Source organism: Peribacillus sp. Bi134 (assembly GCF_918698065.1).
Classification (GTDB): domain Bacteria; phylum Bacillota; class Bacilli; order Bacillales; family DSM-1321; genus Peribacillus.
The window spans coordinates 27,915-49,367 of the sequence record NZ_CAKKLN010000009.1 but is presented as its reverse complement, the minus strand read 5'-3'; the positions used below and the strand labels follow the sequence as shown (position 1 = coordinate 49,367).

Here is a 21,453-nt window from a genome sequence, read left to right as displayed (position 1 = left end):
TGTTATCTAATTAAGGAATTCCCCATCCTTCTATATACCTTTAATTATAAAAGTGAACAGCATGCTATCGGGAGTGTTTTAACAGAAGTAAGAAGAGATGGTTTATTGATAGAGGTTATATGAGGGGTATTCAATCCAAACGGATATTGCTTGGAAACCAAGCAAGAAGGACTTTGGTAAAAGTCCTTCTTATGTTTAGTCTCCCAAAGCTGATTGTTCGATTTTTTGCATGATATGTGAAAGGTTCATGGAGGCATGTCTTTTATAATCCCTGCCTATGGATTTGAATAATCCTTTTGCTATTCCTCTTAACATGATTTTGGTATGACCATCCGAAATAATGGACTTATTAGGGAAACTTGATTCAGCTTGTGCACCGCCAATCTTATTAGCTGTTTCCTTAATAAAATCAATGATTTTAATTTCCTGTATTTTACCTTCGATATCGGTTTTATAGATAATTTGATTTCTCCAAAGCTTTAGCTCAATCCTCTGTTTAGTATAATCGAAGATGTCTTCCGTAATATGAACATTGCTCATTTGAATGGAGTCCTTAATAGGATACAATCTTGGGTTAGGATTGATTTTCTTTATTAAGGATTGATCAATCGTGACCTTTTCCCGCTTTATGCGCGTATTCTTCGTTTCACATAAAATCAGCCTTAACTGTCCGGCAATTATATTATTGAACTCTTCTAATCCAAAGAGCTCAACGAGCATTACGCTATATTCCAAAATGGTGATAGCTTCATCGAATTTTCGTTTAGCAGCAGCATTCGATCTAGTGAAAACCAATCGATTCTTCCTCTCCATATCCTTCTCACCCCACTGAATTCATATCTATTTAGTGAATAGTAAAAACATCCAGTTGATTTCATCCGGAGCCTTTTTTGGCCGTTCTCGATTTTTTTCGTCCTTAACAACACTTTATCCGGCCATTCTCGGACTTATTCGACCTTCATCGCACTTTATTCGACCGTTCTCGGACTTATTCAACCTTCAACGCACTTTATTCGACCGTTCTCAATTGTTTCTTCCTTCACCTCAGTATACCTGCGCGGTCTCGACAATCATTTTATTCATAAAAAGACTGTCGAGAATGGACAGTCTTTCGGTATGGACGCCTTTGATATTCAGTCCTTTTCCACTATCTATCGAAGTGCTGTTTCATTAACTCTTTAAATCGTGTTCCATCTATTTCTTCTTTCGTCACTTCCCCATCTTCCCACCGGGTAAAGGATGTATCAGTTAAAGTGATGTTCCCGCTGTTTGTCAAACGGGTGATTAATGGATGCTTATTGAATGGCGATTGGGGATGTTCCCTGATGATCGTTTGGACCTCATTAAGTTCCGCTACATTTCCTACGGGTTTTGAAGAATCGAAAGCATACCCAATTCTCCAATCGCGATCTTTATGTTTCAGTTTTAATTCAAGGACATGATCTCCATGGTCGGTACTTTCTTTTTTTATTCGGAATTCACCATTTTGGGAAACGACCGTTTCTCCGTTCAGCGGAACTGGTTTTAAAGGCAGATTCCCGCCAAAACCCGTATCGATCAGATAGGTTTGGCCCACATGGTTCAATAGAATGGTAACATGGGTCCTTCCTATGGTCATCCACCCCTGATTATAGATGACACCTCGAACCAAGAATACATCAAAGTCATTTTCCTTCAGGAAAAAATAAAGAGCTGCATTCAATTCATAGCATAATCCACCCTCATTCCTCACGAGGACTTTGTTCATGATATTGGCTTTATTGATATCACTTAGATGGGAGGCCATGATTGATAAGTTTTCAAACGGAATGGTTTTCGCAGTTTTATCCAGAATTTCATCTAATTTTCCAAATGTCAGTTTCACATCTTCCTGGAGCCCTATTCTTTTCCTGAATAATGCATTCAGTTCATTCATTACGATTCCCCCATTTTAACAGATACCAATGAAGAGCATCTTGACTTTGTATATATTCATTATACTTTGCCCATATTTCATTCTTCAACGATATGCCATTAACAAAACCCACATTCCACCTATTCCTTATCAAGCACCATGAAAAATAGGCCGCCAAATAATGTCGTAATTTTGGGTAACTGTCTCCAAACATGCTTCAAAGCTGCTTTAGTCATTCATTTACTTGTAAAATGATTTTACCCAAATTCTTATTTGCTTCCATATGTTCATGCGCCCTTTGTACCTCTTCAAAAGGGAAGACATGATCGACGATTGCCTTGATTTCATGTTGGAGGAACAACGGCATGGCTTTTGTAATGAATTCTTCAGTTAACTCTTTTTTATATTCATCACTCCGAGGAGTTAAAAGAGTTCCTTTTAATTGAACTCTTTTTAAGAGAAGTTCCATCAAGTTCACCTTCTCGACTACTGTTCCTCCTAAAATCCCTATCAGTACCCAGCGTCCATCAGTTTTTATGCTTTTAAGGTTTTTCTCCCAGTAAGAAGCACCGATGAAATCCAGGATAACATCCACTCCTTGATTATTTGTAGCTTTCATTACTTCCTCATCAAAAGATTGTTCTTTATAATTGATACAGATATCCGCCCCTAATGAGTGACAGAAATCCAATTTTTCCTTTGAGCCGGCTGTAGTGATGATCTTCGCTTTTGTCAGTTTTTTTGCCAGTTGGATAGCTGCTGTGCCTACACCGCTTCCGCCAGCATGAATCAATACCGTATCTTGATCCGTCAATTCACCTAACCAAAACAAGGTTTGGTACGCCGTCAAGAATACTTCAGGAATCGCAGCCGCTTCTTCAAATGACAAGTTATCCGGGATCTTCATTGCTCTATCAGCCGGCATCAAGGCATATTGAGCATAACCGCCGCCGTTTACAAGTCCCATCACCCTTGTCCCTAATTGTAAATTTGCACCTTCCCCTGTTTCCACAACTTCCCCAGAAACTTCAATCCCCAATATTGGATTGGCCATATAACCCGATTTCCCTTCTCGTGAAACAATATCCGTTCTATTTATAGCAGAGGCTTTCACCTTAATTAATATCTCCCCTTTTCCGGGCATGGGCTTGGAAAAATCCTTAAATAGTAATTGATCTGCTCCACCCGGTTCTTTAACTACCACTGCTTTCATTTGTCCCACTCCTTACTATTAAATTAGTGACCACACTTTTAAAATGGTTTGTCTTGAAGATGGAAACTATGCTACTCCAAAAAATATCCACAAGCAAATAATTAGGTTTTGTAAACATGTTGATAGAATAAAAAAAGCCGATGTCCCATTAGGGGCCATCGAGCTTTTTTTGAAAAGTTTCCTATTATTATCTTTTATTAAGCGTTTGACTTCTATCCAGGTCATGATGCAATTGTGCTGCCGGAACCTTAGGGTTAGGAATCTGCCCTTTTGCAACTGGTTCAGCTACATAAACAAAATCTCCTGTACCATCTGGGGCGCTTCCTGTTGCCCATAGTCCGTCTGCTGATTCATTACCTTCTGACAAGTTCCAGAATTCGTACGCTTCCGGTTGAGATTCCATTTCCGCTTCCGGTGGGAATGACGCGGGAACGACAACGCCATTTTTTTCTTCAAGTTCTGCAATGGCCGCCATCCATTGATATTGGTGGTAACGATCACGGGCTAACATTTTACGGAAGGTGGCACGTACCCCCTCATCTTTGGTCATATGATATAAACGGGCCACTTGAAGGCGTCCTTGGCTTTCAGCATGAAGATTCGATCGCATGTCCGCTAATAGATTTCCGCTGGCTACAATATAAGATCCGTTCCAAGGCACCCCATTCGAGTTGGTTGGCAGTCCCCCAAGACCGCTTACGAGCAAATGCTGGGGATTGATTCCACCCATGATGGCTGCTGTTGCAGGATCTTTTGCGGCTTCTGCTTGATCTTCCGGAGAAGCGCCATCAAGCAATTGACTAATGAGCGAACAAAGCATCTCTACATGTCCAATTTCCTCTGTACCAATATCCATCAGCATATCTTTGTATTTTTCTTCTCCACGGCAGTTAAAACCCTGAAAAAGATATTGCATCATGACAGTCATTTCCCCAAACTGTCCACCTAACACTTCCTGAATTTGACGGGCAAGCATCGGATCTGGTCGATCTACCTTAACTTCAAATTGCAATTCTTTTTGATGGCGAAACATATTAACTCCTCCTTTTTTTATATGATGTACGGTTTTTTATTACCCGCCTGTCCATGCTTGAAACCTGAATTTAGTTATAACGAACAGTAATTAGAAAAAATTTACATACCATTAACAATGATTACTGAACTAAAAAGCCAAGGACTATCTTTGGGCTATGAATCGCTCAATAAATAAGATTTATAAAAGGTCCATTTACTGTCTATAACTTTACAATACAGGGTAAAGTAGAAAGAACCATATATAGGAAATTTAAAAAGGAGGATGGAAAATGGATTTCAAGCCCCGAAATCAAAAAGATCAATCTATTTCACAATTACGTTATACTTATACCGCTCGTAATCTATGGTCCGGTTTTCTATTCGGGATCGGATTGGTGGCATTCATCGATGAGTCCATCTTTCATCAACTATTGCATTGGCACCATTTCTATGACAAGTCCACATCCAATATTGGGCTTGTCTCGGATGGTTTATTTCATGCCCTTAGCTGGTTCGCAACGGTCGGGTCGTTATTCATGTTCGCTGACCTTCGCCGTCGAAAGGGATTATGGCTGAAAAGGTGGATAGGAGGAGTTTTGCTCGGGGCAGGTTCTTTCCAGTTATATGACGGAATCATCCAGCACAAGCTCATGCGTCTCCATCAAATCCGTTACAATGTCGATATTCTCCCATACGACTTGATTTGGAACATTGCAGCCACAATCATGATCTTGATCGGCATTATCCTTATCATTCAAACAAGGCGCAGCGTACTTAAAATGAAAGAAGATACCAGCAATGCACAGTAATGGACATATTCATGATAATGGGGCTGGTTTTGAACCGATTTTATTGATTCTTCTGGCGCTTGTGATAGTGATTTATATCGCAGCTGCCGTAATTTCAAACCGCCGCTATAAAAAGTGGCCCTTATACCGTACGCTCTTTTGGATTCTTGGCACCATCTGTGCAGCCTCTGCAATTATAGGTCCCATAGCCAATCGCGCGAATATGGATTTCACGGCGCATATGGTTGGTCATTTACTGCTTGGAATGATTGCACCCATCCTACTCGTGTTTACCGCACCTATTACTCTTGCACTGCGAACACTTGATGTACAATCAGCAAGACGCCTTTCAAAGGTGTTGAAAAGTTGGCCGCTGCGCATTATAAGCAATCCAATCACTGCCTCTGTGCTTAATATTGGGGGGCTTTGGATTCTTTATACGACTGAGTTATATGGGTTGATGCATCAGAATGCCCTTCTACATGCATTAGTGCATTTTCACGTGTTCATGGCGGGCTATCTATTCACTGCGTCTATGATTTATATGGACCCGACGCCCCACAGGTTCAGCTTCATGTTTCGTGCTGTCGTATTTACAATTTCACTGGCCGGCCATGATATCCTTTCTAAGTATATTTTTGCCCATCCTCCAAGCGGAGTCACAAAGGAACAAGCGGAAAATGGAGGAATGTTAATGTACTATGCCGGCGATGCCATTGACGTTGCACTTATTTTCATCCTTTGCTATCAATGGTTCAAAGCCACCCGTCCTAAGGAATCACTTGCCTTGTAGGAAGGAAGGCTACTTATTACTTAGTTAAACTCCTATGTTTCTGTTTAATCGTCCAACATTTAGCTCATACTAATTTTTGATGAAAAAAATTTAGGATGGAGCTGAATGGAAAATGGAATTTGAAGCTAACAATTCTACTGAAAATGCTCTTCGTGATTATAAAGCTGGAATCGGTGCCTTTACGCATAAAATGCCTGTTCTCGCAGAGAAATTCAATTCGTTTACGGAAGAGTGCTTTAAAGAAGGTCAATTATCCCAGAAAGAAAAACAGCTTATCGCATTAGGAATAAGCTTATATTCACAAGATGAATACTGTATTATCTACCATACAAAAGGATGTCTTGATCAAGGCTGTTCCGAACAGGAAATTCTTGAAGCCATTGGTGTGACCGCAGCATTTGGCGGAGGAGCCGCCATGAGTCAGGCTGTAACACTCGTCCAGGAATGCATCCAAGATATAAATCAGATGAAACAGTAAGAAAGAAGGGATAGGACAAATAGTCCTATCCCTTCTTTCTGTTGTTGACAAATGCTTTTAATGACTCATGTTGTTGTTATTGTTATTTCCTTGTGCTGGTGCATATGAATTCAACATTTGCTGCATATCCTGCTGTGCAAGCTGCGGAACTTGATAGTAATGATGTTTGTTTTGATATATCGAAATCTCATATGCCATTTCAATGCAGTTCGGAACGGAATCTGCAAATACACGGCGAACCACCGGATTCGTTATTTCAAGCGCTGCCATCGCTTTCATGGATGCAGCAGACTTAACAGCTCCAAGCATCAAACCTGAAATGCATTCATCCGTAATTTCCGATACGGATTGCAAAGGTTTCTTTGGCTGAGTTGGTGTCAATCCATATATAAAATCGTTACCTTGATTCATTTTGTAGCTCTCAGTCCGTTTAGAAGGATCCTGGCCCGATTGGAAGCACTCCAGTGAAATATTATATTCATCTTGGATGAACTGATATTGACGATCCAGAATATCAAGTAATTCCTGATCCTGAATATGCTGACGCAAAAGAGTATACGTGTTTAAAGTACCAATCGTTCCCGACAACACTTCATGTACATCGAATACTTCGTGACCACCGTGATTCATTTGTGGGGGAATGGCACCCGTTTGCATGTTCTGGTGTACTTGACCTTGTTGATATTGGTTTTGCATTGTATTTCCCTCCTCGTTTTATCAATGATGCGAACAAGTTTAGTATGTTAAACCCCAACTGGATTATTCAATCTAAACTCTTCCAAGAAGACCAATGAGCTGCTGCATCATGTTTTCTGTATAAAAAAAACGTGGCGTTTTAAACTATAGACACTTTATATGGATGGGAGGATTTCCAATGACATATCGACACTTCAATGCTTCTATTGTAGTGATGTTACGGAAGAAAAAAAATCCATGTGGTAACGTTTCAAGTTTCTGACCAAGATAGAAATGAAATGCTCTGTGATGAATGTTATCAAGAATGGCTACAAGGAATAAAAGGTTAAACATTAAAGCCCTCACATTTTAAATCCGTTAAATAGTGAATTTCAAGGAGGATGGTTATGTGAATTTTAAGCGGAAATCCGAAAGAAGAGCCTATGCATTACGGAGAGGTATTTGGAACATGGGCATTTCTAACAACTACATAAGGACTGATTGCCTGTCATCAAACTATGCTTAATCATGCTGGCGACAAGGGCCTGCATAAATTACTTGTTGAAGTGATCAATCAAGGGAAACAGGAACATGACCAACTTGAATCATTATTAAAAGAAAATAACGTAGAACTGCCTCCGTCACCACCTGAAAAGCCTAAAGTTAATTGGGAGGATATTCCAGAAGGGGCACGTTTTCAAGATCCTGAAATCTCTGCTTCAGTATCAATCGATATTAATGCAGGATTAGTTGCTTGCAGCCAAATCATGGGTCAATGCATCAGAGAAGATATTGCACAGATGTTCGCACAATTCCATACGAATAAAGCTGCATTGGGTGCTGACTTCCTAAGATTGAATAAGGAAAGGACTGGCTTGTCCCTCCTCCTCTTCATATTAATAAAACAAGCATGTAAATATAATGAAATATCCCCTAATCATGTTGACATCGTGATTGGATGCCCAACATGATTAAGGGATTAATTCCGATAATGAAAGGACGATTAAGGAATCATTACCATTGCAGACTTTCGATTAAGTGGCACTTTGTGCATTGTTGACTATAATCAGTTTTTACAAATTCATGATTACACTTCTCGCGAAAAATGTTCAGCTCCCTTTTCAGCTGTTCCAATTGAGTTTCCAACTGTTTCATTTCAACTTTTATTTGGATTACCCGATTCATCGAATTCTCCCTCTCATCGGAATCATAAATAGATTTCCCCGTCCGTTTTCCTAAATTCATTCGCTTTTTCTTTAAGACCTTCATCGATTACCGACTCAAAGCCCAGACCCTTTTCCTTCGCCAAATCACGGATGTCTTGAGAAATCCTCATACTGCAGAATTTGGGTCCGCACATTGAACAGAAATGGGCTGTCTTGGCACCTTCAGCCGGTAGTGTTTCATCGTGATATTCAACTGCCCTTTCAGGATCGAGGGAAAGATTGAATTGATCTCTCCAACGAAATTCGAATCTAGCCTTCGAAAGGGCATCATCCCGTTTTCGTGCCTGGGGATGGCCTTTAGCAAGATCAGCTGCGTGGGCTGCAATTTTATAAGTAATGACCCCTACACGAACATCCTCTTTATTCGGAAGCCCCAAATGCTCTTTCGGTGTCACATAACAAAGCATGGCCGTTCCAAACCATCCAATCATGGCAGCACCAATCGCAGAAGTGATATGATCGTATCCAGGAGCTATATCCGTTGTCAATGGTCCCAGGGTATAGAATGGTGCTTCTTGACAGACTTCCAGCTGCTTATCCATATTTTCTTTAATCAAATGCATCGGTACGTGACCGGGTCCCTCCACCATGACTTGAACATCGTGCTTCCAAGCAATCTTCGTCAGTTCCCCAAGTGTTTCCAATTCAGCAAATTGAGCCTCATCGTTTGCATCTGCAATGGAGCCAGGACGGAGGCCGTCACCTAATGAGAAAGAGACATCATACGCCTTCATGATTTCACAAATCTCTTCAAAGTGAGTATAGAGAAAACTTTCTTGGTGGTGGGCCAAGCACCATTGTGCCATGATGGAGCCCCCCCGGGAAACGATTCCCGTAACTCGCTTTGCTGTCATGGGAATGTATCGCAAAAGCACTCCGGCGTGTATCGTGAAGTAATCCACACCTTGCTCAGCCTGCTCGATTAATGTATCCCGGAAAACTTCCCAATTTAAATCTTCCGCGACTCCATTCACTTTTTCCAATGCTTGATATATCGGAACCGTCCCAACTGGCACAGGAGAATTCCTGATAATCCATTCCCGGGTCGTGTGAATATTCTTACCGGTGGAAAGATCCATTATGTTGTCTGCACCCCACCGTGTAGCCCAAGTCATTTTCTCCACTTCTGCTTCAATCGATGAACTAACAGCGGAATTTCCAATATTTGCATTTATTTTCACATGAAAATTACGTCCAATGATCATGGGCTCACTTTCAGGATGGTTAATATTTGCCGGAATGATTGCCCTCCCGCTAGCTACCTCATCTCTTACAAACTCAGGGGCTACATTTTCCCTGATCGAGATGAATTCCATCTCAGGAGTTATGATACCTTTTCGGGCATAATGGAGCTGGGTTACGTTTTGCCCTTTCGCTGCACGCAATGGTTTTCTTTTCAATCCCGGAAAAATTTCTGCTTTCGTTTGTGACTCTTTTTTATACCCGTTATCTTCGGGCTTTATTTCACGCCCTTCATACTCTTCAACATCTTCCCTTTCCAGAACCCAGCTGCGTCTAATCGGGGCAAGACCTTTATGAATATCAATGGGATATTCTGAATCCGTATAAAAGCCGCTTGTGTCATATACTCGTAAAGGCGGATTCTCCTCTTCGCCGAATGAACCTGTAGTCGGACTTAGCTTAATTTCACGCATGGGCACCCTAATATCGGGTCTAGATCCCTCAACATACACTTTTTTACTCCCGGCAAAACTGGACATAATTGAAACGTTCATGTCATTTACTGAATTACTCATCATGATTTCATTTCTCCTTTTTAAGTTCATTTAAAAAGGACAAAATCCAATCCATTTCGCACGAAAAAGCCAGATCTCATATTTAAGACCTGGCTAACGTTAGTATGGCTACAGAAATGACGAATTGAAATGTCATTGTTTAGTAGATTCTAACTTCCCCACGCTGGTATGAACCAGATCAGGTCCTGAGGGTTAAGAAGCTTAAGCGCTTCTCTCTCAGCCCAACTTTTATTGGACACCCCTAGTCTGAATAATTTAATTGATTACAGGGTAACTATATCTCACCCTTTTCATTCTGTAAATAATTTGAAAGACCTAATATTTTCATTACAACTATCCAAAATTTATTATTTGAAGAAGAGCCGTTCATTAATTTCCCAGGCTCTCAAGGATAGGGTAAAGCTCCTCTAAATGCTTGATTTCATAGGTTGGAATCACTTCATTCCGTTCCTTATCATGGCGATTTATCCAAACCGACTTTATGCCTACCCGTGATGCTCCAAGGATATCCGTCATTAAATTATCGCCGACCATCAATACTTCATCCTTATCAAGCTCCATGATCCCCAAAGCATGCTCAAAAATGGAGGCATCCGGTTTACCTCTTCCAAATGCGCCTGAAATCACGATTTGGTCGAAATAAGGAACCAGTTCAGGCGTAATTTCAAGTTTGGTATTTTGCAGCTCAGGAGATCCGTTCGTAAGCAATAGCAACTTATACTTCCCTTTTAATTCATCCAGAACACGGAATGTTTCTTCATAGATAAATGGCTTTTTGCGTCTCTCCGCAGGGAAACGTTCTGCCAGTTCAAGTCCAAATTCCGGGTCATCGATCCCTAATGCCAATAACCCTCTCGTCCACGCTTCTTTCCGATAAGCCGGTGCAATCCCGGCCATCTTCCTGAATTCATCATGATCATCCTGAAAATTTCCCCATAGCCCCTCAAATGGGTTGATTCCGATCATTTGGGTGAATGCATATGTATCGTAAGAAGAATAAAGCTCACGCGCTTCCTTTCGCACAGCTTCTTCAAAATCGTCGACATTCAGATCATATTTCTCCTTGGCCACTTCACATGTGGCCACAAAAGCCTCTTTTACACTTTTCTGATCCCATAGTAATGTATCATCTAAATCAAAAAAAACTGCCTTCAGCAAAATGTCCACCCCTCTTTCCCTATTATTGAATTCGTAAAAATTACACTATTACAATAATAAACCACAACCAATAAAAAAAGAATAACTATTCGGAAAATGACTTACCTTTTCTAGTGGGAAACCCTTATCCACTTATCATCTTTCAAATACATACAGCTTTCCATTACTGGCAATCTTGAATTTGGGACCGGTGAACCCCCGTCGGATCAGCTCTTTCCTCATATATACCATGAGGGCGGCATGACTCACGATCAAAACATCCCTTTCCCCCTTTGCAAAGACTTCATCCAATACTTTATTGATCCTTCGCTCTGCGATCTTAATTTCCGCCCTTGTCTGCTTGTTTAACACCGAGCAGCAGCGAATCCAAATAGCCCAAAGGATGAATGGCAGCTTTACCCTTCCTTTAAGAGGCGGGGAAGGTATTTCCCGCAGCTCCTCCATCCGGTGAACCGGACCTGGATAGATATGTTCCGCTGTCTTGACAGCTCTCGACATATCACTGCAATAACACTCCTCCCATTCCTCCGCGCCAAATAAAGTCGTTCCATAAATAATATCCGCTGCATCATAGTCCTTAAACCATTGCTTCATATCATCCGCCGTCACAGATCTCCCAGTAGGAAATTCATGTGCCACCTTAAAATGCCGTACCAAACCAATTTTCATATCTTCTCCTTTTTATCTTTTAAAATATACGTTTCTTTTTCTTGTAAACAGCCCTTATCAATATATTACCCTATGTAAAACTATAAAAAAAAGTATGTTAAAACCATTAAAACCTTACTGAACTCTCCTTGACACTGTGTATATATTTAAAAGTTTTTAAAGATCCAGCGTTTAATTATGATAGCATTGAAAAAAGAGAAAGCATCTCGCCTTCTCCATTTATCGTTTAATCTATGAATTGTAGTTCTGTTATCGTACATCTTTTCCTGAATTTATATTTTCCGCTCAAATCACTGAATTGATAATCATTGAGAGATTTCCCCAGTTGTTCCCTCAGCTTCTCTACAGTGATGGATTCCTCAACTGTCTCTTTCCAATTTTCATTTCCGATCAACTCATCGAACGGAATGGTAGTCAGGACTTCATCATATATCTGGATGCTTTGATCGATGCCGAAGCTGCCATAGATACTGCCATTTTCTTCAGCAAAGATATGATCCGATTCCAATTCCTCCACCAATACTTCCAGATATCCCCTTGACTTAACAGGCTTGATGGCAATCTCTGCTTCCGCCTTTACAGGTCCCAATCTCTTATCGACGATCTCTATCGTCAATTTAACATGAACGGGCGGATACCCAAACCCTTCACAAAGTTCTGTTGCCGAATTATATACCATCTGTACGTCCTCCTTTTGACACTATCATTATATAATAAAAATAGTACATTTCATTACCAAAAACCCTTATTCAAGTTCACTTGCATCTTATTTTTATAGCGACTCTTTTTCAATTCATACGCTCCTTCAACTCTTAAGGGTCAATCGTCATATTTCGAGGATTTCCCTAATACGAAAGCCACGAATCCTAATTTTCTCAGTTCACGGGCATAATTATAAATTCATATTTCATACCTCATTTATACGTTTATCGATAATACACCATTAATTTTGATCCATTTATGAACTCAACTAAAAAGTCCAATGCCGCTCAGGACATTGGACTTTTTATAAGCTTCACATTATGGCTTTAGCACCACTTTAATACATTCATCCTCGTGATCGTTAAAGATTTGATAAGCCTCACTCGCTTTTTCTAGAGGGACTTTATGGGATATGATTTCCGTGGGGTCGAACTCTCCAGCCGTGATCTTATCAAAAAGCTTGGGCATGTAGTGAATGACCGGTGCTTGTCCCATTTTAAGATTAATGTTCCGCTCAAATAAATTGCCTAATGGGAACATATTATATTTGGATCCGTATACGCCAGTCAGTTGGATCGTGCCGAATTTACGTACGGCGTTAAGTGCAATCTCGATCGCACTTAACGTTCCACCCTGAAGTTTCAGCTTTTGCTCAATCGCTTCTATCGTTGATTTCTTGCCGTCCATTCCTACACAATCTATGACCACATCTGCCCCGCCAGAAGTGATTTCCTTAATGTAGCTGCCCATATCGTTATATTCATCGAAGTTATACGCCTCAACCTTATTCATTTGTTTAGCCTTATTGAGTCTATAAGGAAGATTGTCGATGGCAACGACCCTTTTTGCTCCTTTCATCCAAGCGAACTTCTGAGCCATCAACCCAATCGGCCCACAGCCCAATACCACTACCGTATCATCTTTCTTGACGCCAGCGTTCTCTACACTCCAATATGCGGTTGGCAGCACATCGGACATGAACAAAAGCGCTTCATCTTCAAGTTCACATGACTCTGGGATGACAAACGGCATGAAGTTTCCATATGGGACCCTTAAATATTCTGCCTGCCCGCCTGGATAGTTCCCATATCGTTCCGTAAAACCAAAGTACCCGCCTGTATCCACCGCTTCATTGGGGTTGGAATTATCACATTGACTCTCCATATCATGTTCACAATAATAACAGTGCCCACAAGAAATGTTGAAAGGCAGGACAACCCTGTCCCCTTTTTTCACCTTTGTTACTTCCGGACCCACTTCTTCGACGATGCCCATCGGTTCATGGCCAATGACATAATCTTTATGCGTCGGCAAAGCACCCTGATATATATGGAGGTCGGACCCGCAAATAGCCGTTGAAGTCACTCGGACGATGATATCATCCTTTTGCTGAAGTTTCGGATCTTCAACTTGTTTTACCTGTATATCTTTTGCTCCTTGAAAAGTTACAGCCTTCATATTCAACCTCCTAAAATATTCTTTATACATTTGATATACCCGTCAAAAAAGGCTACTAAGCCTATGAACATCTAATTTCCCAAGAATCTCTTCATCATGCTGCACCAGGATGACAAAAAAAGCCCCGGAAACCGGGACTCACCTATGAAACCATTTATTTAGGAACCTTATTATTGTGCTTATACTCACTTAGTACCTCGTTGAATACATCGGGATAATTCGTAAACAGCCCCGTTGCACCCCATTCAAGAGCCTTTTTCATATCTGCTCTTTCATTTACTGTATATGGATGGAATTGGAGGTCATGGTCGCGAACCATCTTCACATATTGTCCGTCCACCTTATTGAAGTTCGGCCCAACGCCAATTGCATATTCCTTAATGGACTCCAATTCTTCATCGGAAATGGTTGCTGGGTTTTTATAAGAAAATAGTTGCACAAGCGGTAACTTTGGATTCATGTCATGAACCTTCATAAGGCTTTCTTTACTGAACGATTGAATTAATACATTCTTGGTTCGGCCTTTTGAATCCACCATTTTATATTCTTCCAGAACCTGCAGAAGTTCTTCTTCCATTCCCGGATATACTTCAGGAGACTTTGTTTCTATATAGTAATTGGCCTGCTTTCCGAACTTCTTAAAGACTTCTTCAAGAGTGGGAACCGTTAACCCTTCATATACCTCTTTTGCCAATTGCGGATATTTTTCATTGAACCATGTACCGGCATCCAGTTTCTTGATTTCTGTCAGCGTTAAATCCTTCACCAGACCAGTACCATTCGTTGTACGATCCACCTTTTCATCATGCATTGCTATCAATCTACCATCCTTGGTCATTTGAAGATCGATTTCTATGTAGTCGCCTTTCATTTGTTCTCCCATTTGATAAGCTGGAATGGTATGTTCAGGTGCATAACCAGAAGCTCCCCGATGTGCAATATTCACGATTTTCTTCTCATAAATAGATGAATTGGAATGATTTCCATTTGCAGCTAGGGTCCCGATGGAAGTAGCCTGCAATATAAAAGCCGCACTCATCATACAAAAACTGAATTTCTTTATATTCGTTTTCATTTTCCCTCTCTCCCTCCTACTATTACCATCATTTTAGAAGGGGAATGTGAACTTACAGCAAATATAATGTAAAGAAATAATATATTATCTAAAATGGTTAAAATAACCTATCAAATACAAGGCATTCATGTAGTTTTTTCTACCTGATTAACCGTTTCATTGACACTTTAAGCCTTCCAGACCCATATTAAATCAAACTCAAAGCCGATAAATTCCAGATATTAGATCAAATATTCCAATGTTGACATACCAAGAGGACCTGTACAGAATTGCTCCTTAACTCCTTGCCCTGACCTTCAGGTACTGAATTCCACCCGACCCATGCCTGGAGTATGGTCTTTTCTAAAATATAGATACAAAGACTATCAATGCAAAATCTATCTTTTTCTGATTTACAAAAAACTAGTATCATATTACTATTAAACAAACAGAATATTAATCCTAAGGGGAATTATGTTAAAAAATTATCAATATTATCAAAACAAACACCGATTTATACTGAAAGCATTCATGGCAATGATATCCTTTTTACTATTAGTTGGGATTTCTGTATCACCTATAAGTTGGAAAGATAATCCCTACGAGATGACATTACAGGTCATTTTAATATCGGGGATGATAATTTCTCTGTTATTTTTCTTAAAAACAGAAGTCAATTTTTATAAGACCCTATTCATTTTCTTAATTACTGTTTATTTATATAGCAAATTTTTGATATTTCCAGATACAGCAATCATGCTTTCTTTATTTGCTATAGCACCCTTGTTTCCCATTTTTCTCTTTGATAAAATCGGGTTTTATGTTGTGGCCACTTTAAATATCATATTAGGTCCCGCTTCCATCATGATCATTTCAAAAACGGATCTTCAATACACTTATGAATATGTCGCTTTGGATAGTTTCGGCAACACGCTTAATTTCATCGCCATTCAAATCATATTGGTATTCGTGTTCATAGGCACCAATAATAGGATGGAATCCACTAATGCATTCCACAAGGAAATACAGCAGGCCAAACAATTGAACTCAGTCGGACAGCTAGCTGCCACCATTGCACATGAGATACGTAATCCGATTACAGTCGTTAAAGGGTTTGCCCAGTTATTAGATCAAGAGAAGGAACTGAATGAAACGGAAAAATTTTATGTACAGACCATGCTTACGGAACTTGAATATACACAAGTGATAATCAATGACTATTTGTCTTTGGCAAAACCGCATACGGATAATGTACAGGTCATACCTTTAAATTATGAAATCCAAAAGATTTCCGATTTATTAACCAGTTTCGCCAATAATCGTAACATAGGCTTTCTCCTGGATTTCCGTGACGACCTGCACATTAACATGAATCCCATCGAACTTAAACAGATACTGGTCAATATCATGAAAAATGGAATTGAGTCAATGAACAAACCTGGATTCATCAAGGTGGAAACAGAGCAGGAACGCACTATGGCAAAAATACGAATAACGGATACAGGAATAGGTCTCTCAAAAGAACAGCTTGAAATTCTAGGTACCCCATTTTATTCACTTAAAGATAGGGGAACCGGTATCGGCCTGACCGTTTGTTATTCCATCGTTCAAAAATACAAAGGGAAAATCGTGGTACAGAGCGAAGTGAACAGAGGAACATCGTTCACCATTTATTTGCCCTTATATAAAAAAATAGATTAAATATATATCCCTAATAAGAAAAAGGATGACCCCCCATCACCGGGCGGTCATCCTTTTTCAATTAGGCTTTAAAACTATCTTGCCATTTCAGCAAATGATTTTCTAAAAAGCGGACAAACGAGTCTGAGATTTTACCAGCGAGGGCAAAAATGATGATGCCTACGAATACGACGTCCGTTTGCATGAATGAACGGGCATCCTGGATCATGAAGCCCACCCCTCTATCCGCACCCAGCAATTCAGCCACGACCAGGCACATCCAAGCCGCACTTAAGGCTAAACGGATACCAAGTAATATGTTTGGCAAAGCTGCAGGAATCATGAGCTTCGTTATTTGTTCCCGTCGGCTAAACTCCAATATTAGGGCAACATCGTACAGTTTTTTATCCACATTCCGAAGTCCCAAAAAAGTTTGTAAATATAAAGGAAAAAAAGCACCTAAAGCGATAAGCAGCACTTTGGATAGTTCACCAAATCCGAACCACATAATGAATAAAGGGGTAATAGCAAGTAAAGGGACCGTTCGTAACATTTGAATGCTCGGGTTTAAATATTCCTCGGATTTTTTTTGCATGCCAACGATGACTCCAAACAATAATCCTAAAAAACCACCTAATGCAAAGCCTAGAATAGCCCGCGTTAAACTGATTTGTAAATGCATGCCCATTTCCCCCGACTGAACGAGATCAATGAAAGTCGTGACGATCAATAAAGGTGATGAGAATAATTGGGCAGGCAGGATGCCAACCGATCCTAATGTTTGCCATGCAATCAACACGACAACGGGAAGGACCGAACCCCGCAATGCCGATTTGGCGAGTTTGGATTGTTTTGTCGTTTCCCTAATGACAAGCGGCTTGTTTTGAGCAACGGTCTGTGTAGACATAATTTTCATCCTTCCTTTTTTCAAAAATTTAATTAAATGCTCCAATCTTCCACTTCTACTGGATGATGATCAAGTTGGGTTAATATGACGGACCTGAATTCCTGAAACGCTTTGCTTGTTCGAGTTCTTGGATATGGCAAATCAATTGGAACGATAGCTTTAATCCGTCCAGGCTTTGCATCCATGACGACCACTTTCCTCGATAAAAAGATGGATTCATCTATATCATGGGTGACAAGCACCATCGTTGTCTTATTCCTCTCCCATATTTCTAGTAAAGCCTCTTGAAGATGCGTTCGCGTGAATGCATCCAACGCACCGAATGGCTCATCCAGTAATAATACTTCCGGATTACGTAATAAAGCCCTGGCAATGGCAACACGCTGCGACATTCCACCGGATAATTGGCGTGGATACGCCGTTTCAAATCCTTTTAGTTTAACAAGTGAAATCAAATCATCCACCCTTTTTCGAATGTCCGGTTTCTTTAATGGAAGGTTACCTGCAATATTCTTCTCCACGTTTAGCCATGGAAATAAGCGATGCTCCTGAAAAATGAAACCACGGTCTTTAGAAGGGCCGCTAACCGGATGATCACCTGCCATGATTGCTCCGTCAAAGTCTGAATCAAGTCCTGCGATCAACTTTAATAATGTGCTTTTCCCGCAGCCGCTCGGACCAATGATGGTGACGAATTCACCATTGTTGACGGTCAGATTTAAATTATCCAAAACATGGACACTTTCATTCTCATTCTTAAATGTTTTGCTTACTTGATTAATTTCTAACGTCGCAACCAATACCCTCACCCTTTCTCAAATAAAAAAATAGAGATCCAGCAATAAGGCACATATTGTCCCTTTGCTGAATCTCTAGTTAACTAGTCGATTCAATATTTCATTTTATATTAACTTATCGATTATTTATAATCAACACCTAATACCAATTTATTTTATCGGATTAATAGTGAAAAAGTAATTGACAGATAATTCTAACAGCTGTTAAGATGCATTCATACACAAATCCGCTTCACACAGGAGCCAATTAAATAAAGGTCATGTGAATCAACTGGACTACCGGAGATTCAATGAAGAGTAACCCCGGCATACTCTTCGTTGAATCTCTTTTTCGTCATTAATCTGACTATCCAGATGTGGTAAGTGTATTAGAGAAGGAGGGAATTCATGAAGGAATATCGTAACAAGTTAACCGCATTACTACTTGCCATCATTAGCATCACTGTATTGGCAGGCTGTAATTCCGATGCCGGCAAAGCTTCCGGGAAAAGTGATCCACTGAAAGTTCATATTGCCTTAAATGGCAAGATGGGACCATTGGTCATTGCAAAGGAAAAGAGATTGTTCAACGAAGAGTTTTCTAAACTGGATGCCCAAATCGAGTGGAGTGAATTCTCGAGTGGGCCCCCGCTTTTGGAATCCCTTGCTTCCAATCGGGTTGACCTGTCTTTTTTAGGGGATGGTGCACTGATTGCCGGCATTGATAAGAATCTGCCATTCGAAGTGATTGCACAAACAGGACGGGGTGAGTCATCTGTCCGGATTCTGGCTCAAGCAGAAGGTAACATAAAGAAGATTGAAGACTTAAAAGGAAAAACGGTCGGTGTTGCCTCGGGGACAACGGGTCATGTGTATTTAATCAAGGCATTGAAAGCCCATGGCTTAACGACTGATGACATTAAACTGATCAATTTACAACCGGATGATGCTCAAGCAGCTTTTGAAACCAAACAATTGGACGCCTGGGCGATATGGAACCCTTATTACCTTAATAATATTGAAAAAGGGAATGCTGTCGCACTTAAAGTAAAAGGAAAAATATTAGCACCTGGAGCTATCATTGCACGTAAAGGCTTTGCCGAAGAGCATCCTGAAATTGTAGAAGCATATTTAAAGGTTTATAAAAAAGCTGCCGACTGGCAAATTGAAAATCCAGATGAAGCATCTGAAATTTATTCCAAAGAAACTAAATTGCCTGTGGGTACGGTCAAGACAATAATAACGGCCGAAGAACCAAATATCTTCTTTACCGAAGATGCCATCAAAGCACAACAAGAATCCATCGATACTTTAGCTGGTGTGGGTTATATCAAGAAATCATTTAATTTTAAAAATCAGATCCACAATGAATACATTGATGAAGCCTTTAAAAAATAAAAAAACATACCTTACAGGAGGAGATTGATTATGACGGAAACTAAAACACAACAATTAAAAGTGGTACCGGTAGCAGGAAGGATTGGAGCGGAAATTCAAGGAGTCCAATTAAGCGGAGACTTGGATTTAGCTATTTTCAGTGAAATCAAACAAGCGTTAAACGATCATAAAGTCGTATTCTTCAAAGGTCAAAACCATTTGGACGATGCCAGCCAAGAAGCATTTGCCAAACTATTGGGTGAGCCTTATGCACATCCTACAGTACCGGTCAAAGACAATACTAACTATATTTTCGAACTTGATTCCGAACGGGGTGCTAAAGCAAACCATTGGCATACTGATGTCACTTTTGTTCCAGAAGTTCCTAAATACTCTGTTTTAAGAGGTGTAACCATCCCTGATGTTGGCGGCGATACAGTCTGGGCAAATACCAATAAAGCATATGAGGACCTGCCGGATGGATTGAAGAAATTAGCTGACGGACTATGGGCAATCCATACAAATGAATATGATTATGCACAATTCAAACCAGCCGAAAACATTGATGATGAGGTTAAAAAGAAATATCGTGATATATTCGAATCCACCATTTATAAAACAAGGCATCCAGTCGTTCACGTGCACGCAGAAACAGGAAAAAAGCATTTGTTATTAGGTGGTTTTGCTGGAAGAGTGGAAGGATATACAACAAGTGAATCTGAAAGATTATTAAGTATCTTCGATTCATACGTCACGCGCTTAGAAAATACCGTCCGTTGGCAATGGAGTGAAGGGGACGTGGTCATTTGGGATAACCTGGCCACGCAGCATTATGCTATTGCCGATTACGGGGAACAGCATCGCGTCGTTCGCAGGGTCACTGTAGGTAAAGACGTTCCCGTAAACAAGGAGAACGAGTCAAGCAAACTAATTATTAAAAAATAAACTCCTGTATCGAGTGAAAGGTTCGAAAATACTCAAACCTCCTGAGGAACTGGCCTTATTGCAGGAGGTTTGAGTATTTTCTTTTTGAACAGGTCTTTCCACTCGCCCTTTGGCATTTTAAGTACTTTCTATCCCCTCATTTAAAATTAACTTCAATGAATTCAACCTCTTCTGCCCGACTTAATGTTCCATGGGCTTTTCCAACGGTGCCTTCTTTGTCTTCCCAAAAGAAGTTATGGTCCTGAACGATCGTGCTAAAATCAAAGTCTCGCCACCGGGCAGCGATGGCCAGCAATCTATCTCTATGCTGAAAATCACTTGAATCCACTATTTTATAAACTTCTTCTATTATCTTAGGGGACATCGGTATAGCTCCCCATTTATCTTGCGAGCGAACCTTTTGATGAGTCATTTTATGCATGACGTCCATGACTTCCATTTCGGTTGAGCCTTCATCAAGTCCTGTTTCAAATTCGATCCCATCGTATATCGCAGTTTTGGCCTCAAGTTCCGCAGCTTTCGCTTTTGCTTCCCTTTGGGCTTCGATTTTTTCATCTTCTCTTTCTCTTTCAATTTGTTCTTTGGTTTCCCTGGCTTCAATTACCAGTTGGGCTTTTTCGTACTCATTGGAGTTCTCCATGATTTTAAAGGAAGCAGCCCCCACCCCGAATAATGCAACAGCAGAGATTCCACTAACAAGTAAAACCTTTTGCGTTTTCTTCATAAAACTTCCTCCAAGATTGATAATGTCAGATAATATTTATTTTAACATATTAAATGGATGTACTATCCAGAAAAGGTAGACATCCAACCTTCTTATCCCTTCAAGAAGAATTACAGTAGTTTCAGATATCGATAATTCCCCAAGGTACCATTCTATTTTTTCAAG

20 protein-coding genes, 1 pseudogene and 1 riboswitch are annotated in these 21,453 nt (G+C 40.3%); of the genes and pseudogenes, 7 read left to right on the top strand and 14 right to left on the bottom strand.

Annotated elements, in window-relative coordinates; all coding sequences use genetic code 11:
• Nucleotides 1–195: 195 nt before the first annotated feature.
• From LQ188_RS20555 to LQ188_RS20540, 4 genes are all read right to left on the bottom strand, one after another.
• Complete coding sequence (locus LQ188_RS20555; protein ID WP_230178018.1) at nucleotides 196–813, bottom strand: hypothetical protein; 618 nt, start codon at nucleotides 811–813, stop codon at nucleotides 196–198.
• 334 nt (nucleotides 814–1,147) lie between these two features.
• Nucleotides 1,148–1,915 (bottom strand): arylamine N-acetyltransferase, encoded by a 768-nt coding sequence (locus LQ188_RS20550; protein WP_230178016.1) that lies wholly within the window; start codon nucleotides 1,913–1,915, stop codon nucleotides 1,148–1,150.
• Between the two features lie 211 nt (nucleotides 1,916–2,126).
• A complete protein-coding gene (locus tag LQ188_RS20545; RefSeq protein WP_230178014.1) occupies nucleotides 2,127–3,107 on the bottom strand; it encodes an NAD(P)H-quinone oxidoreductase in 981 nt (326 codons plus the stop codon).
• 187 nt (nucleotides 3,108–3,294) lie between these two features.
• Nucleotides 3,295–4,140 carry a manganese catalase family protein gene (locus tag LQ188_RS20540; protein ID WP_101223413.1) on the bottom strand — a complete coding sequence of 282 codons (846 nt, stop codon included), beginning with the start codon at nucleotides 4,138–4,140 and terminating at the stop codon, nucleotides 3,295–3,297.
• A gap of 271 nt (nucleotides 4,141–4,411) precedes the next feature.
• Here LQ188_RS20540 and LQ188_RS20535 point away from each other — a divergent pair, with 271 nt between their 5' ends.
• The 3 genes from LQ188_RS20535 (at nucleotide 4,412) to LQ188_RS20525 (ending at nucleotide 6,180) form a co-directional block, all read left to right on the top strand.
• A complete protein-coding gene (locus LQ188_RS20535; RefSeq protein WP_230178013.1) occupies nucleotides 4,412–4,930 on the top strand; it encodes a DUF2243 domain-containing protein in 519 nt (172 codons plus the stop codon).
• Entirely contained in the window at nucleotides 4,920–5,702 is a 783-nt protein-coding gene (locus LQ188_RS20530) for a cytochrome c oxidase assembly protein (RefSeq protein WP_230178011.1), read from the top strand. The genes LQ188_RS20535 and LQ188_RS20530 overlap by 11 nt, the downstream gene beginning before the upstream one ends.
• Nucleotides 5,703–5,814: 112 nt before the next feature.
• A complete protein-coding gene (locus LQ188_RS20525; RefSeq protein ID WP_101223416.1) occupies nucleotides 5,815–6,180 on the top strand; it encodes a carboxymuconolactone decarboxylase family protein in 366 nt (121 codons plus the stop codon).
• Nucleotides 6,181–6,237: 57 nt separating this feature from the next.
• Here the strand turns inward: LQ188_RS20525 and LQ188_RS20520 are convergent, their stop codons facing one another.
• Entirely contained in the window at nucleotides 6,238–6,876 is a 639-nt protein-coding gene (locus tag LQ188_RS20520; protein WP_101223417.1) for a spore coat protein, read from the bottom strand.
• Between the two features lie 422 nt (nucleotides 6,877–7,298).
• Between LQ188_RS20520 and LQ188_RS20515 the strand changes: the two are divergent.
• A pseudogene (locus tag LQ188_RS20515) lies at nucleotides 7,299–7,771 on the top strand (DUF3231 family protein).
• Nucleotides 7,772–8,062: 291 nt separating this feature from the next.
• On the opposite strand, the gene thiC reads toward LQ188_RS20515, so the two are convergent.
• From thiC to LQ188_RS20485, 6 genes are all read right to left on the bottom strand, one after another.
• A complete protein-coding gene (gene thiC, locus LQ188_RS20510) occupies nucleotides 8,063–9,841 on the bottom strand; it encodes a phosphomethylpyrimidine synthase ThiC (RefSeq protein WP_230178009.1) in 1,779 nt (592 codons plus the stop codon).
• Nucleotides 9,842–9,976: 135 nt separating this feature from the next.
• Nucleotides 9,977–10,091, bottom strand: a riboswitch (TPP riboswitch).
• Between the two features lie 116 nt (nucleotides 10,092–10,207).
• Nucleotides 10,208–10,996: an HAD family hydrolase gene (locus LQ188_RS20505; protein WP_101223419.1), complete on the bottom strand. Its 789-nt coding sequence runs from the start codon at nucleotides 10,994–10,996 to the stop codon at nucleotides 10,208–10,210.
• A gap of 135 nt (nucleotides 10,997–11,131) precedes the next feature.
• The gene (locus LQ188_RS20500) at nucleotides 11,132–11,665 is read right to left on the bottom strand and encodes a histidine phosphatase family protein (protein ID WP_101223420.1); all 534 of its coding nucleotides are present in this window, start codon (nucleotides 11,663–11,665) and stop codon (nucleotides 11,132–11,134) included.
• Between the two features lie 226 nt (nucleotides 11,666–11,891).
• On the bottom strand, nucleotides 11,892–12,344 hold the full coding sequence (locus LQ188_RS20495) for a hypothetical protein (RefSeq protein WP_230178007.1): 453 nt from the start codon (nucleotides 12,342–12,344) through the stop codon (nucleotides 11,892–11,894).
• A 341-nt stretch (nucleotides 12,345–12,685) separates the two neighbouring features.
• A complete protein-coding gene (locus tag LQ188_RS20490; RefSeq protein ID WP_230178005.1) occupies nucleotides 12,686–13,825 on the bottom strand; it encodes a zinc-dependent alcohol dehydrogenase in 1,140 nt (379 codons plus the stop codon).
• Nucleotides 13,826–13,979: 154 nt separating this feature from the next.
• Entirely contained in the window at nucleotides 13,980–14,900 is a 921-nt protein-coding gene (locus tag LQ188_RS20485) for a glycerophosphodiester phosphodiesterase (protein ID WP_101223423.1), read from the bottom strand.
• Nucleotides 14,901–15,353: 453 nt separating this feature from the next.
• On the opposite strand from LQ188_RS20485, the gene LQ188_RS20480 reads away from it, so the two are divergent.
• Complete coding sequence (locus LQ188_RS20480; RefSeq protein WP_101223424.1) at nucleotides 15,354–16,580, top strand: HAMP domain-containing sensor histidine kinase; 1,227 nt, start codon at nucleotides 15,354–15,356, stop codon at nucleotides 16,578–16,580.
• A 61-nt stretch (nucleotides 16,581–16,641) separates the two neighbouring features.
• Here LQ188_RS20480 and LQ188_RS20475 read toward each other — a convergent pair whose 3' ends face one another.
• Together LQ188_RS20475 and LQ188_RS20470 are read right to left on the bottom strand one after the other, a co-directional pair.
• Nucleotides 16,642–17,466, bottom strand: a complete 825-nt coding sequence (locus tag LQ188_RS20475; protein ID WP_230178003.1) for an ABC transporter permease — start codon at nucleotides 17,464–17,466, stop codon at nucleotides 16,642–16,644.
• 32 nt (nucleotides 17,467–17,498) lie between these two features.
• Nucleotides 17,499–18,266, bottom strand: a complete 768-nt coding sequence (locus LQ188_RS20470; RefSeq protein WP_101223425.1) for an ABC transporter ATP-binding protein — start codon at nucleotides 18,264–18,266, stop codon at nucleotides 17,499–17,501.
• A 384-nt stretch (nucleotides 18,267–18,650) separates the two neighbouring features.
• Here LQ188_RS20470 and LQ188_RS20465 point away from each other — a divergent pair, with 384 nt between their 5' ends.
• Complete coding sequence (locus LQ188_RS20465) at nucleotides 18,651–19,640, top strand: aliphatic sulfonate ABC transporter substrate-binding protein (protein ID WP_230178001.1); 990 nt, start codon at nucleotides 18,651–18,653, stop codon at nucleotides 19,638–19,640.
• Between the two features lie 30 nt (nucleotides 19,641–19,670).
• A complete protein-coding gene (locus tag LQ188_RS20460; RefSeq protein ID WP_101223427.1) occupies nucleotides 19,671–20,564 on the top strand; it encodes a TauD/TfdA family dioxygenase in 894 nt (297 codons plus the stop codon).
• 136 nt (nucleotides 20,565–20,700) lie between these two features.
• On the opposite strand, the gene LQ188_RS20455 is transcribed toward LQ188_RS20460, so the two are convergent.
• Nucleotides 20,701–21,288 (bottom strand): DUF6241 domain-containing protein, encoded by a 588-nt coding sequence (locus tag LQ188_RS20455; protein ID WP_230177999.1) that lies wholly within the window; start codon nucleotides 21,286–21,288, stop codon nucleotides 20,701–20,703.
• Between the last annotated feature and the right edge of the window lie 165 nt (nucleotides 21,289–21,453).

What these genes read in the sequence shown, in the direction of transcription:
- LQ188_RS20555 (WP_230178018.1), bottom strand. Translation starts at nt 813, where the DNA reads ATGGAGAGGAAGAATCGATTGGTTTTCACTAGATCGAATGCTGCTGCT.
- LQ188_RS20550 (WP_230178016.1), bottom strand. Translation starts at nt 1,915, where the DNA reads ATGAATGAACTGAATGCATTATTCAGGAAAAGAATAGGGCTCCAGGAA.
- LQ188_RS20545 (WP_230178014.1), bottom strand. Translation starts at nt 3,107, where the DNA reads ATGAAAGCAGTGGTAGTTAAAGAACCGGGTGGAGCAGATCAATTACTA.
- LQ188_RS20540 (WP_101223413.1), bottom strand. Translation starts at nt 4,140, where the DNA reads ATGTTTCGCCATCAAAAAGAATTGCAATTTGAAGTTAAGGTAGATCGA.
- LQ188_RS20535 (WP_230178013.1), top strand. Translation starts at nt 4,412, where the DNA reads ATGGATTTCAAGCCCCGAAATCAAAAAGATCAATCTATTTCACAATTA.
- LQ188_RS20530 (WP_230178011.1), top strand. Translation starts at nt 4,920, where the DNA reads ATGCACAGTAATGGACATATTCATGATAATGGGGCTGGTTTTGAACCG.
- LQ188_RS20525 (WP_101223416.1), top strand. Translation starts at nt 5,815, where the DNA reads ATGGAATTTGAAGCTAACAATTCTACTGAAAATGCTCTTCGTGATTAT.
- LQ188_RS20520 (WP_101223417.1), bottom strand. Translation starts at nt 6,876, where the DNA reads ATGCAAAACCAATATCAACAAGGTCAAGTACACCAGAACATGCAAACG.
- thiC (WP_230178009.1), bottom strand. Translation starts at nt 9,841, where the DNA reads ATGATGAGTAATTCAGTAAATGACATGAACGTTTCAATTATGTCCAGT.
- LQ188_RS20500 (WP_101223420.1), bottom strand. Translation starts at nt 11,665, where the DNA reads ATGAAAATTGGTTTGGTACGGCATTTTAAGGTGGCACATGAATTTCCT.
- LQ188_RS20495 (WP_230178007.1), bottom strand. Translation starts at nt 12,344, where the DNA reads ATGGTATATAATTCGGCAACAGAACTTTGTGAAGGGTTTGGGTATCCG.
- LQ188_RS20490 (WP_230178005.1), bottom strand. Translation starts at nt 13,825, where the DNA reads ATGAAGGCTGTAACTTTTCAAGGAGCAAAAGATATACAGGTAAAACAA.
- LQ188_RS20485 (WP_101223423.1), bottom strand. Translation starts at nt 14,900, where the DNA reads ATGAAAACGAATATAAAGAAATTCAGTTTTTGTATGATGAGTGCGGCT.
- LQ188_RS20480 (WP_101223424.1), top strand. Translation starts at nt 15,354, where the DNA reads ATGTTAAAAAATTATCAATATTATCAAAACAAACACCGATTTATACTG.
- LQ188_RS20475 (WP_230178003.1), bottom strand. Translation starts at nt 17,466, where the DNA reads ATGTCTACACAGACCGTTGCTCAAAACAAGCCGCTTGTCATTAGGGAA.
- LQ188_RS20465 (WP_230178001.1), top strand. Translation starts at nt 18,651, where the DNA reads ATGAAGGAATATCGTAACAAGTTAACCGCATTACTACTTGCCATCATT.
- LQ188_RS20460 (WP_101223427.1), top strand. Translation starts at nt 19,671, where the DNA reads ATGACGGAAACTAAAACACAACAATTAAAAGTGGTACCGGTAGCAGGA.
- LQ188_RS20455 (WP_230177999.1), bottom strand. Translation starts at nt 21,288, where the DNA reads ATGAAGAAAACGCAAAAGGTTTTACTTGTTAGTGGAATCTCTGCTGTT.